7 protein-coding genes and 1 pseudogene are annotated in these 12722 nt (G+C 57.2%); 4 read left to right on the top strand and 4 right to left on the bottom strand.

The features are described 5' to 3' along the window. Window positions 1-58 precede the first annotated feature (58 nt). Entirely contained in the window at window positions 59-289 is a 231-nt protein-coding gene (locus QO033_RS13990; RefSeq protein ID WP_284481597.1) for a tautomerase family protein, read from the top strand. Window positions 290-1160: 871 nt separating this feature from the next. On the opposite strand, the pseudogene QO033_RS13985 reads toward QO033_RS13990, so the two are convergent. Beyond that, window positions 1161-1318, bottom strand: a pseudogene (locus tag QO033_RS13985) (IS5/IS1182 family transposase); the annotation flags it as partial. Between the two features lie 424 nt (window positions 1319-1742). On the opposite strand from QO033_RS13985, the gene QO033_RS13980 reads away from it, so the two are divergent. From QO033_RS13980 to QO033_RS13970, 3 genes are read left to right on the top strand one after another with little or no spacing between them, the layout of a single operon-like run. Beyond that, entirely contained in the window at window positions 1743-4403 is a 2661-nt protein-coding gene (locus QO033_RS13980) for a tellurite resistance TerB family protein (protein ID WP_284481596.1), read from the top strand. Continuing rightward, window positions 4381-5688: an ATP-binding protein gene (locus tag QO033_RS13975; RefSeq protein ID WP_088624412.1), complete on the top strand. Its 1308-nt coding sequence runs from the start codon at window positions 4381-4383 to the stop codon at window positions 5686-5688. Before QO033_RS13980 ends, QO033_RS13975 begins: the two co-directional genes overlap by 23 nt. Window positions 5689-5693: 5 nt before the next feature. Then, the gene (locus tag QO033_RS13970; protein WP_284481595.1) at window positions 5694-7877 is read left to right on the top strand and encodes a DEAD/DEAH box helicase; all 2184 of its coding nucleotides are present in this window, start codon (window positions 5694-5696) and stop codon (window positions 7875-7877) included. Between the two features lie 372 nt (window positions 7878-8249). Here the strand turns inward: QO033_RS13970 and QO033_RS13965 are convergent, their stop codons facing one another. The 3 genes from QO033_RS13965 to QO033_RS13955 form a co-directional block, all read right to left on the bottom strand. Then, window positions 8250-9917 carry an ATP-binding protein gene (locus QO033_RS13965; protein ID WP_088624414.1) on the bottom strand — a complete coding sequence of 556 codons (1668 nt, stop codon included), beginning with the start codon at window positions 9915-9917 and terminating at the stop codon, window positions 8250-8252. A gap of 8 nt (window positions 9918-9925) precedes the next feature. Continuing rightward, window positions 9926-11137, bottom strand: coding sequence for a DUF4297 family anti-phage-associated protein (locus tag QO033_RS13960; protein WP_284481594.1), 1212 nt, complete (start codon window positions 11135-11137; stop codon window positions 9926-9928). A gap of 765 nt (window positions 11138-11902) precedes the next feature. Beyond that, window positions 11903-12580: a hypothetical protein gene (locus QO033_RS13955; protein WP_284481593.1), complete on the bottom strand. Its 678-nt coding sequence runs from the start codon at window positions 12578-12580 to the stop codon at window positions 11903-11905. Window positions 12581-12722 lie beyond the last annotated feature (142 nt).

Raw genomic sequence — 12722 nt, 5'->3', positions numbered from 1 at the left:
ATGAGACTGGGGCGGGGACGGGAACGCCGCCGCCCCTTCGCAACACGCAGGAGCAGTCATGCCGCATGTTATCGTCAAGGCCTGGCCCGGGAAGACCGAGGACCAGAAGAAACGCCTGGCCGAAGCCATCAGCCGCAATGTGATGGAGATCTTCGAATATGGTGCCGATGCCGTATCGGTCGCCATCGAGGAGGTCGCCCCGGCCCGCTGGAAGGAAGACGTCTACCAGCCGGACATCGCCGAGGCCGATCCGCAGACGCTCTACAAAACGCCGGGCTACGAGATGTAGCTGCGGCGCTGACCGCCTCGGCGGTCAGCGGACTGCGGACGCCGCCGGGCCAAGGCGATTGCCGCTTCCCGGCCTGTTTGAAGGGGGCCGCGTCCTTGAGGCGCAACCCGTTCGTGCCCGACGTCGGACGCGCCAAGGGAGACCGCGGTACTGTCGCTGCGCGCATCCCCGTTTTCCTCCGGGGTGAAGCGGCGGCGCGAACACCATCATTTTGTGCATCGGCAAGGCCTGAGGTGTCCTCTGGTGGCGAACGGCGAAATGGGCCCGTCGCCGGTTGCGCATGTCGGGGGCCGGAAGCGTTCAACTCCCCCGTCGCCTGGGAGCTCTTTCTTAGGCGTCTTTGTCCGGGCGGTTGCTGCAGGGCGTCTGTCAAAGGCCGTCGTCTCATGATAGGAGGGGCCTTCTCGCATCATGCGTACATCTGGCGGAGCACTGTGGCCCTGTCGTTTGTGTGTCCTGAGCGAGCCCATGGGGGCCTTGCGACTGGGGGCTTGGGCCTCTCATTCGGGAGAGTGTATCGCCCTGCGTCGAACTCGGCGCAGCCGGGACGGAACGGGCGGAAGCGAGACGGAGACAGGGTGCGCCTAAGTGGTTGAAAAGATGAAACAACAGGAGCTATCAACGGCCTCCCGCCTATCCGTCGCGCCGATGATGGATTGGACGGATTGATCCAGAATACATTCATATAATCAATACAGTAAGCGGTGATCTTGTGTACCAAGTACCAAATTTTTCGCGGATGCCTTTTGTGAAGATCGCGGCGACGACATGTTAGGGCTAGTCCAAGTTTGGCCTGCTGCACCTTCAAGGCCGCCGCGGCATTGTTGCGGAACGATGGCTTGAGGCGTGATGGCCCCTTTATCGGTCTTTGTCAGGCGGTGCAGACGATCACGGCGGTGCCGAGGGCCGAGAAACGGTTCATCAGTGCAGCACGCATCTTGATCTCGGCGGATTGGCAGCCGGGGTTTCTAGCGGCAAAGCGTTTTCGAAGGATTTCAGGCAACGCATCTTTGGCTCGATACGCCTCCGTCCAGTCTAAGTCCGCCATCTTCAACGGGCTGGCCACTATCTCAGTCGCTTGCCGGGGCGGCAGCTTGAGCAGGACCTTGGTGGTCAAACGAACTGGATCGCCGCATCCGAGGGCAATGCAGGGCGATCGGGCTCCCATCTGCGGCGGGAGGGCAGTCTGAGGTTGATGTGCAGCTTCAGTGGCGCTGGTGCCAGTCAACGCGCGAGATGAATGCGTTATCCCCAATGCCACCCACTCCCTCAGTGATCATCTCCGTGGTGGCGAGTTCAGATCAGGGGGGCGCTGAAGGCCCCAAGTGCTTGGGGCATGACCGCTGTCACCTCATTGGGCAGTGGACGCTGGCCGGAAAACTGTTCAGGCTCCGCTTTAATGATTGAAATGATGTTCGTGTAAAATAGTGTGACTGAAGGGGGAGGGGCGATAGTGTCTTCATTACTCAAGTTTTTCCGAATTACATTCTTTCTTTTTGTCTACTTCATCTTTTGCATGATCGTGGTGGTCACAGTCCTCCAGGGGTGGCCGGTGGGTGGCCAAATGTTGTTTGCATTTGGTGCTCCTATCATTTTGGTCTGGTGGCAAGAAAAGCGGAGATCGCGGAAAGTCGCTGCAAAAGCGCAAGCCGTGGGAAGTTCCGAAACCCGAACACTCGGACCTGAGCTGGCAGCCCAACCAAGTGCCTACGACAAACGTATCGAGCGTGAGCGCGAACGAACTCGCGAAGCCATTGCGTCCCAAGCACCGGCTGCCATTCGAGCCTACTCCCCACCTACGCAGGACAACGCCGCAATCGCCCGTGCGGGACGGTCTTCCATGCCAGACTCATTGACCGCGGCCGAACGAGCGCAGCCTTCGCAAGCGACAGAGGCGGCCACCAAGGCCTACGTTCATCGGAAGCAGGACTACGCCGCGATCGTCCGTGCCGGAAAGTCCGCGGCGCCAGCTCTAGCTGCAGCGGCTGAAAGAAAGCAACCAGCGCCAGCTACCCTGTCTTGGAGATCACCAAAAATCGGGTGGATCCGATCTGACGAAACGACGAGCGTCGCGGGCCGCAACATCGGCGGGATGGTTTACGTCGGAACCCCTCCTTCGCTGAACACCAACGGCTATCGTTCAAAGTGCCGAGGCTATATCGATCCCGCTTTGCCAGTGGCAAAGCGGGGCACGGACGTTGCTGGAAGCGGGCTGCCGTATTGGCCGAACTACTCGGAAATCTCGCCGGACTGCAGGGCGACCTATCTCGATTGGCTTGCCGGCGGTCGAAAAGATGCATGGTTTGATGCAGGATACATGTTCCTGTATTTTTACGGGTTGGAGCGTCGTTTCTTCGTCGATCAGTCCCAGGATGACGCTAAGGATATCGTCCAGGAAGTTCGAAGGTTGCAGTCGCTGTACCCCGATAGTCACTCCGTCCGGCGCTACCTGGGGGAGTTCCTCGACATCGCGACTCTTGTCGAAATCGACTTCGACGCGATCGAGCCCATTTTTGAGAAGCAGGGCTGGGAACTCCCGTTTTCACTGAAGTACGCAATCGGGGCTCGGATTTACAAGGGCGAAAACTTGACTGCCGAATGGTTGTTGAGTTGGTTCATTTGTCACCCTGAAACATATCTGAGAACTCCGGCGACGCGATGCCGGGATGAGTTCATCGCTCTTTTCCGTATCCGGTTTGACCAGCGGTTTCCTGACGGGCTCAAGGTTGCCAAACCCCGGAAAACGCTCAAGGTATCCTATAGGGCTGCTTCCAGCGAGTTTGAGGGCTCAGCAAACCCAACTGTTGAAGGAAAGCCGGTGCCGGATATTTCTGGCCTGCGTAAGCCGGTCGAGATCGCACAAGAATTGGCCGATGAGGCTATGAACGATCTCGACAAGCTCAGTCGCTTCCTGGGCCGAAACCCTGACGGTCGCGGAAGCGTGGAAGCGCATGCATTGCTGCCTTCTGAACTGTGGGATGCCTTCCCATCCGAGGAAATGGACCGCTTGAAATCTTGGGCAAGCACTATCGTCGATCGGGGGGGATTGGTGCCGCTTGAGGAGGTGATCGGACGTCTGGAGGGAGAAACGAGCGAGAAGATCGGGAAACGGCAGATGACAGGAGCGGCCGACGCGCTCGCCCGTCTCGGTTTCGGTCTGGCGCCCGACCCTCGGTTTGCGCTCCGGTCGCCCAAGGCGGAGGAGCCTGTGGTACTGTTCAGCCTGGGCGAACCGATCGAAAGACTGGAGGAAGTTTCCGACAGCTATCGAAGCGCCCTGATTGAATTGGCACTTGGGTCGTTCGTTGCTCATGCGGATGGTCGCATCGCGGAGCCTGAGCGCAAGGCGCTGGAGGATCAGGTCTCCGCCGCGGACCTAAGCGATCAGGAAGGCCGCAGGCTGCGCGCAAACCTTGAATGGTTCCTGGCCGTGCCACCGGACATGACGCTCTTGCGCCGCAAACTGAAGGAAGTGGGCCAAGACAGCCAGGCCGCTATGCGGGCAGCGTTGGTTGGTGCAGCACATGCCGATGGCATTATTCACTCCGACGAAGTTGCAAGCATCGAGAAAATCTACAAGGCTTTGGGTCTAGATCCTGCGCTTGCCTACTCAGACCTGCATGCTGGCGAAGTTGCGGATGGTCCTCGCACTGTTCGTGCCTCGAAACCGGGTCGTCCGGGCGAAGCGATACCCGATCTTGTGAAAGCCAGCGGACCCAAGCTCGACGCTTCGCGGATCGCAGCAATCCGTTCGGACACCGAGCGCGTGTCGTCCGTCCTCGGTCAGATTTTCGATGTCGAAGAGGAAGAAAGCGGTGCCTCCACGCCTGACTACGAATGCCTGGTGGCAGGGCTTGACCCGAAACACGGCGCCCTTGTCCTCGAAGTACTTACTCGCGAGCATTGGTCTGAGACCGAGTTCGAGAAGATCTGCGCCTCGCATGGTTTGATGGTATCCGGGGCTTTGGAAGTCGTGAATGAATGGGCTTTTGAGACCTACGATGAAGCGCTTCTCGACGAGTATGATGGATATGACGTGTCTCCTGAGATTGCGGAGGCGGTAAAAGAAAAGATGAGTGCGGAGGGCAGGGATGTCGAAGTTGAAACCACGTGAACGCGATGCAATCGTGCAGGCGCTTCGGGCAGGGGTCGTGCCCAAGCTCGGCCTGCGTCACATCCAAGTCGGCCGCGTCCGCGAGATTGAAGAGCTCGTCAAGGACATGGACCGGATATCCGATGGCGGATCGGCGATCCGGTTCATCATCGGAGAATACGGATCGGGAAAGACGTTCTTCATGAATCTGATCCGTCTTGTCGCGCTTGAAAAGGGTCTGGTGGTGATGTTCGCGGACCTGGCGCCCGACCGGCGCATTCACGCGACCGGTGGTCAAGCTCGAGGCCTCTATGCAGAGATGGCCCGAAACCTGTCGACACGGACAAAGCCAGATGGCGGGGCCTTGGCCAGCGTGGTGGAGCGTTTCGTCAGCCAAGCACACCGCGATGCTGAGGAACGCGATGCGCCCACGGGGTCTGTCATTCGTGAACGCCTTGGTCACTTCGAAGAGCTCACCGGGGGGTTTGAATTCGCAGAGGTGATCCGGAGATATTGGGAAGGCCATGAGACCGGCGACGACGAGTTGAAATCCGCTGCCTTGAGATGGCTGCGTGGTGAATTCGCCACACGCACCGACGCGCGCAAGGCGCTTGGAGTGCGAACGATCATCGACGATGCCAGTGTCTATGACCATCTGAAGCTGATGTCGGCATTCGTGTGTGAAGCCGGTTACAAAGGCTTGCTCGTCGGCCTCGACGAGATGGTGAACCTCTACAAGCTGACCTCGTCGCAGGCTCGCAATGCAAACTACGAACAGATCCTCCGGATCCTGAATGATGTGCTGCAGGGCAGTGCCGAGAACCTCGGATTTCTCATGGGCGGCACACCGGAATTCCTGATGAACACCCGTCGAGGGCTTTACAGCTACGAGGCCCTCCAGTCGCGTTTGGCCGAGAACACCTTCGCGCGAGACGGGTTGGTTGACCTTTCAGGACCTGTTGTCCGGCTGGCCAGCCTGACCCCTGAGGACCTCTTCGTTCTTCTGGCCAATGTCCGGCGGATCATGCAGGACGACGCCGGTGCTCTGCCAGACGATGCGCTCGAGGCCTTCATGGCGCATTGCTCGGACCGGATCGGTGAAGCTTACTTCCGCACCCCGCGCAATACGGTGACGGCCTTCGTGAACCTGCTTTCCGTGCTCGAGCAAAACCCCGGTGTCGAGTGGAGCGACCTAATCGAAAAGATCGAGGTATACGAAGACCGCGGCGAAGACATGACCGAGGTCGACGAGTCGACTGGTGCCCAAGACCCCGGTGATGATGACCTGATCAGCTTCAAGCTCTGACGCCGATGAGCAGTGCGTTCGACAAGCTGGCGAGGCCTGTGCAGAAATGGATACGCCAGCAAGGATGGCGCGAGCTTCGCGACATCCAGGCGCGATCCATCCGGACGATCTGCGAGACCGATGCCGATTTGATCGTTGCGGCTTCCACGGCGGGCGGAAAGACCGAGGCGGCGTTCCTGCCGTTGATTTCACAGGTGCTTGACGAGCCGTTCGGCGGCATCGGCTTCGACCTGCTTTATATCGGTCCGCTGAAAGCCTTGATCACGGACCAGGCCATGCGGCTGGAGGGCATCTGCCAGGAAGCAGAGCTGCCGGTTGTTCCATGGCACGGGGATGTTTCTCAATCGATCAAGACGCGCGCGCTGAAATCTCCAAAAGGGATCCTGCTGATAACTCCAGAGTCCCTTGAGGCACTGTTCATTCGTCGCGGTTTGGAAATTAGCCGCCTGTTTGGGGCCACGCGCGCGGTCGTTATCGATGAGTTGCACACGGTTCTAGATAGCGAACGCGGTGTCCAGCTCCGTTCGTTGCTCACAAGGCTCGAGCTCACGATAAAGCGCCCACTCCGTCGGATAGGTCTGTCAGCTACGCTGGGCGACATGGACCTCGCCAAGGCCTATCTTCGCCCTGACGCTGCAAACGCTGTCCAGCTCATAGAAGCAGATGGCGGCGAGGCTGAATTGAGGCTCCAGCTTCGCGGCTACGTATCAGGCGATGAGGATGAAAACAGCCCATCCGCAACGGATGCCATCGCAGCCCATCTGTTCAAGCACCTTCGAGGCAGCGACAACCTCGTCTTCGCTGGGGCGAGGCAACGAGTCGAGATCTATGCAGATCGGCTGCGGGAACTCTGCGAGAGGGAACATCTGCCGCAGGAATTCTATCCTCACCACGCTAGCCTCTCCCGCGAACACCGAGACTTCGTGGAACGCCGCTTAAAGGACGCCGCAAAGCCGACAACTGCCGTCTGCACGTCGACGCTCGAGCTTGGAATCGACATCGGTGATGTGACCTGCGTGGCCCAAATCGGCGCGCCATTCAGCGTCGCCGCGTTGCGACAACGTCTCGGCCGGTCCGGCCGACGCGAGGGACAACCAGCCGTCTTGCGGCAGTATGCCGTCGAGACTCAGTTGACGCCAGAAAGCAGCTTCGTTGATCGTCTTCGCCTTGGTTTGATCCGGTCGATCGCGATGATAGACCTGTTACTTGAGGGGTGGTGCGAACCGCCAAGACCGCAGGCGCTTCATCTTTCGACGCTCGTCCATCAGATACTGTCTGTCATTGCACAACGCGGAGGTGCTTCTGCCAGTGTGGTCTACAGAATCCTGTGTCGCGAGGGCCCCTTCCGCAAGGTCACAACCGAAGTTTTCGCGGATGTGTTGCGTTCGATCGGTCATACCGAAACCGGTTTGATCGAACAGTCCGGAAGCGGACTGCTACTCTTGGGACCTGCAGGCGAAAAGCTGGTCGAACACTACAGCTTCTACGCAGTGTTTCAGACGCCTGAGGAATTCCGCTTGGTCGCAGACGGGAGGGATCTTGGCACCCTGCCGATTGACAATGTTCTTGCCCCAGGGATGCTTCTGATTTTCTCTGGGCGGCGGTGGGTGGTTCAGGAAATCCATGACCGCGAGAAGGTGATCGTGGTCAAACCCGCGAAGGCGGGCGTGCCTCCTGTCTTTGGCGGTGATCCTGGTGACATTCATGACAAGGTGATTGATCGAATGTTCGCAGTGCTCGAAGGAGGCACCCAACCGGCATACATGGACGCGGTTTCTCTAAAGATGCTAGACGAAGCGCGTGCACATTATGACCAACTTGGGTTTCGAGCCACAAATATCCAGGCTCTCAGCGAGCGTACATCGATCATCGCAACGCGAGTGGGGACGGTTAAGACGTCAACCCTGGCGCTCGCACTTAGAAGTGAGGGATTTTCAGTCGAGCAGCATGACGGGTTTCTGCTGGTGGAGGTCGGCGATGAAACACCTGATCTTCGAGCACTCCTGGCCGATATTCGATCCGGCGAACCTGTCGATTTGTTCGCGGGAGCAGGAAACCTGATGTCGGAGAAGTTTCATCCATATCTGTCTAGCGCGCTTCTAGTTCTGGACGCGGAATCCTCAAGGTTGTCGGTGCAGGCGCTTCCGGATGTGGTCGCAGCTATTGTTCGAAAAGGATCCTTAAATTGAACGCTACGTCCGCCCCACATCTGCTGTCTTCACTAGTAAGGCCCTATCTGCCCCAAGGATTTGACGCAAAGGGCGGACAGCTGCCGTTCGCTGCGACCTGAACGAACGGCGGCTCTGGTGCTGAAGCGGATATGCAGTTCGGGCGGCTCCGCTGCCACAGCGACCGACAGTCCCGGACCTAACCGCCGATTGATCTCCTCATGAGCAACGTCCGCTTTGCGCCCAATCTCAGTCCTTCTAGCGTCCGGTGCTCTTCTCCTAAGACCTGTCGCCTAAGGCCGATGTCAGGCGCGTTCCAACATCACTGGCCAAGCTGCAAAATAGTTCGCAGAACGGTCGACAATGACTTTCCGGCTGCTCCCCATCGCCTGACTAGCGGCGCAACCACTCGTCGCGGATCTTGTCGATCGCAAGATCCTTCCACTCTTGCTGCCAGAGGTCCCAGTAAGGAATATCAGTCGATGCTGGAGCCACCGTGCATTTCTCGATTTGGACTACAGACGGTAGGGCGACAGCCTCTCCGACGAGCAGCGCTTCGCCCTGCTTAAACCCGGGCATCTTGTCGATAAGCGTTCCCAGCGAGTCTGGCAGCAACTTGCGAACGTAGCCTTGGTCGACCGGATTGGTCAGGCGCATTGCGATGAAATTGTTGCATTGTGAAAAGATCGTCTCCGAAATCTCTGAGGGCCTCTGACTCGCTAGGAGCAGGGTGACACCATATTTACGACCCTCCTTGGCAATGCGCTCGATCGACATTTTCGACGCTCGGAACTTTGAAAGTTCGCTAGTCGGCACGTATTTGTGCGCTTCCTCGTAAACAAGGAGGATCGGTGCATCGTTGTTGATCTCTTCCTTCGGATTGGCGGCACAACGCAGCCGCTTATAGAAATAGCCATGCTCGAAAATCAGCCGCGAAATCAGGGAGACCGTGATGCTCAGGACCTCGAACGGGACGCCGCTCAGATCGATGACCGTAACGTTGTTATGCTTGTCAGCGCTATAGCCGAGAATGGATCGGAGCGTTTCCTCAAAAGAGATCGATTTAGAATTCTCGCCAAGGAAGAAGTCGAGGCGCCGATCATTAATCTTGTTCTCGAGACGATTCACAAAGTTGGTCAGCCGCCCATGAAGGCTACCCTGCGTGAGTTTCGGTTGTCCGGCCTTCGCCTTGTTACTAGCAGCATACACCTCGCCGGTGTCGACCATCTCGGTGTTGAGATGGTTGGCATGATCCAAAACGTAGCGAATGTCGAACGGGAGCGGGGTGTCCAGATGGATCCGGTTCCTTTCGTCGTCATTTCCCGTAAACTCAGCCTTACGGCTTTGGATCACGGCATCCTTGAACACGTTGCGCTGATTGTGGTCATTCGCCTCGGTGTCGAGAAAGAACTCTTCCAACTCCTCGCCGCTCAGCATCCAGTAGGGGAGAACCAAGCTGGTGCTGTCGATGAAGTTCGCCTCCGGAAAAGCCGCACGATATTCCGAATGGATATCGAATATGATCACGTGAGAGTTGTTGAGCGTATAGTCGCCCTTGGCGCCAACCGCCTTCTGAATGATCTTCGCGACGGTGTGCGACTTGCCAGAGCCCGTAGAACCGACCACTGCGATATGCTTGTTGAAGAATTTATTCCCGTCGACAGGAACCTCGACCTCATTGTTCGTCGCGAGGTTCGAAAAGCAGAAGCGATCCTTCACGGCTAGCGAACTTCCATAAATCAGTCGGATATCGTCGATCGTCGCCGGTTGGACTGTCTTTGGTGGGATGGCGAGGGCGTCGCCCCCGCGCTCAAACTTCTGATCGCGCAGAACGCCGAGCGGGAAGGCCTCGATCACGTAGTCTTGGCTGCCGTCATCGCGCGCCTGAATCTGGAAATTCTCAATGATAGCGACCAGAACCGCGTTCTCATTGTCGGCGATCTTCAAGTAAGATCCGACGCGGAGAGACTCTTCAGCGATTCTGAAATTCTCGAGGTCATCGACAACAATCTTGACCTTGTTTGGAAAGACCGCGACTACTTCCGCTTTTACATCACTCATGTCATCTCCTAAATTATCTTATTGATATCTTCGTATTTTGGAACCTGGAACCGGGTATGGTTGATGGCGACATCACCAAAGTCTTCAACCGGCTCACTGCTATAGAATTCGTATATCTCGCGTGAGCGACGGAATGACAGAAAGGTCTGCCGCGCCTCTGTTAGATTGCAGAATAGCCTCAGTGCCGGGCCGGCAACGGACGCGCGGCGGGAGATAGACCCGGCGTCGAACTGGGCCCCCTTGAAATCGTAGCCATCGACGAAGCGAACGTCTTCGTTGTGTAGCTCCTGTTTTAGACCGACAAGTTCGCTTTCGCCGATACCGACGAGCAGAACGTAAGGCGAGAAGGGCTTCGCGTCGCGCTTGGACAGCTTGGAATATTTCCGGGATATGGTCTTCAGAAGCATTTTAACCGTGCTTCGGCTATAGCTTCTACCAGCCAGATGGATGATGAAAAGCCGTTCCACAGGGGAGACGTTGACGCCACTTGCGAAGAACTCTTTGCGCAACTCAAGATAGTATTTATCCATACCGAGCTTAGCGATAAACCACTCATCAAAGAGATACGATGATGTGTCTATTCGCTTTACAAAGGCTTTTCTTGTTATGACCCGCCGAGCCTCCTCCGATTCGGTGGCCAGTTCTTTGATAACTCGCAGGGCGCTGTTATAATAAAAGAACTCAGCCACGAACGGCGAGCACTCAAATTCTTCTGCCAGACTCTCGATGATACTCCGAAACTGATCGTCGAATTTCGCCGCGTTCACGTCGATGGATAGAAGTTTCAAGAAGCCTTCAAGCTCGGCGTCACTGACACCCAGCTCTTCATGCTTTCTGATCGTTTTCCCCTTCGATGTAGTGGTGAGAAAATTCGACTTGAGGAATCCGATATCGAAAGGGAGCGCGAGCTTGTTCTGCCCAGACGCAAAATGCCCGCTAAGCTGATACTGGATCTCTGGCCGACCGGCGGTGAGGCCCGATTTGTAGTGTTCGAGCATGAAAAGGATCGCGGGCTTGATAACAGAATGGTTGTACTCGGATTTCTCATAATATTTACACTGGACGGCGGTTGTTTCCGTGGCCGTTTGGACGTCAATGTCCTCGATGCATTCGATCGCCACAGAGTCATTATCTCCGGTTAGCGCGAGGATGCTGAGTATAGAGCGGTCGAACTGATAGAAATAGCCAGTAATCGTGGAAACCGCGCTCCGATCGGTCATCATTACCCCCTGTGGAGATCCGCGGCGCGGACGTCACGTCTGCCCTTGTTCGCCATAGAAATACTCATTTTCGATCATTCCTTCTTTTCTACGCTCGCATATCGGAGATTGATGACATCATGGTCGCAACACGATCCGATTTCCAGCGGCATGTCTGAAAGTGCGCCTCGGCAGGTTGGCCAGGGAGCGGAAATCCATGGTCACTGATGTAAGCGACTGGCTCTGGTGATCAGATGTCGGGAATGACGGCCATCTCAATCGGGGGACCGCCAAGCGAACAGACAGAAGACGACCCCAAAACGGTCGTTGGTCGGTGCTACCGCGAAAGGCAATTCCCCGCCCTCGGTGTCAGCGCTCGGTCGCATGCAGCGCTTAACACGAATGTCTTGAGCGGGGCTGAGACCGGTCATCCGTTGCTCCTGGCTCGAATGTCTCTTGAGGGCCGAGGCTGCATGGAAGCTCTTATTTCCCGAATTCGTGAAGAATGGTTTCCTTGCTGGCCTGCCTGTGGCGGCCCGCATTGGAACAAACTTACACAGGTGCGCCTGTCCAAGAATATCGTTCCGGGGCAGGCAATGTTCGATCGAGTTTCCACACAGCCTCGGCCGAGAGCGAACATCCCGAGTTGGTCGACCGCGATGATGAGATCCAGTTCTGAGGAACGGGTCTCCCCTCAGACCCAGCGGAGAAACCCGCCAGACTGAAGGCGTTTCGCGCCTGCCGGTGCCCGGCGAGTTGGTTGTCGAAGCCGCGCAGGCTAAGGAGCTATCGGTTTCCACCCCTTTCTTCCACGATGCCTTTACTGCGGTAGGCATCAAGCATCATGCGCGTATATTCGGCCGTGCTCCGGGTCATAGTGCCCAAACCTGGCCATGCGAACAACGGATCCGACCAAGTAACTTCCAACTCAATTTCGATCCCAAGCAGTGCGGCCACTTTGATCGCAGCGGTCGGCTCTTTGTCCTCGGGCCAGTAGTGATCCTCGAGGGAAACAATCACCTCGAGATCGTCATCAACCCAGATCTCGGCCAGACTCGCTCCCATTCGCTCGCTGGCACTCGCGGCATCCTCGAACAGGGCTGATCGGATCAGATGGGTCACCTGGTTCTTGTTGAGATCAAGCCTAGGCCGCGGATCAACAACTGACACGATGGGTTCAATCTCTTGCTCTTCGGCGCGGGATTGGACTGGCGCTGGCTTTTCATCGTTCCGTCCCAGCCAGAAGGCTTCTGGAAAGATGTTGATCGGTGAAGCGCCGCAGCCGGGGCAGTGCCATTGGTTTCCAGCGATCTGTGGACCGGTGATCTCTGCGTCGCAGTGAAGGCAGTACCAGAGGTTTGATTTCTCCATCTCCAAGAACGGATGGCGGACCGTTCCCTCTGCATCCGGTTTTGTGGCGCGCCGTGGCCAATCAGAAAATCGTCGTGCCTTGACGCTCTTCATCAACTCCTTGGCAATTCCGATGGTAGTGCCCCGTGGGGTGGTGTAAGAGGCCGCGCGCGAAGCCCTTGGCGTAGCGCAGCGCGCGGCCGGGCTGGCGGCCATCGCGCTTCTTCGTAGTCTGAGGTTGTTCGAAGACCGACGA

The sequence above is a fragment of the Pseudodonghicola flavimaris genome (assembly GCF_030164425.1).
In the GTDB taxonomy this organism is placed as follows: Bacteria; Pseudomonadota; Alphaproteobacteria; order Rhodobacterales; family Rhodobacteraceae; genus Pseudodonghicola; species Pseudodonghicola flavimaris.
This window is presented reverse-complemented; position numbering and strand designations above follow the sequence as displayed.

Bases quoted from the DNA above. Each gene is read 5' to 3' on its own strand.
- QO033_RS13990 (WP_284481597.1), top strand. From the start codon at position 59: ATGCCGCATGTTATCGTCAAGGCCTGGCCCGGGAAGACCGAGGACCAG.
- QO033_RS13975 (WP_088624412.1), top strand. From the start codon at position 4,381: ATGTCGAAGTTGAAACCACGTGAACGCGATGCAATCGTGCAGGCGCTT.
- QO033_RS13970 (WP_284481595.1), top strand. From the start codon at position 5,694: ATGAGCAGTGCGTTCGACAAGCTGGCGAGGCCTGTGCAGAAATGGATA.
- QO033_RS13965 (WP_088624414.1), bottom strand. From the start codon at position 9,917: ATGAGTGATGTAAAAGCGGAAGTAGTCGCGGTCTTTCCAAACAAGGTC.
- QO033_RS13960 (WP_284481594.1), bottom strand. From the start codon at position 11,137: ATGACCGATCGGAGCGCGGTTTCCACGATTACTGGCTATTTCTATCAG.
- QO033_RS13955 (WP_284481593.1), bottom strand. From the start codon at position 12,580: ATGAAGAGCGTCAAGGCACGACGATTTTCTGATTGGCCACGGCGCGCC.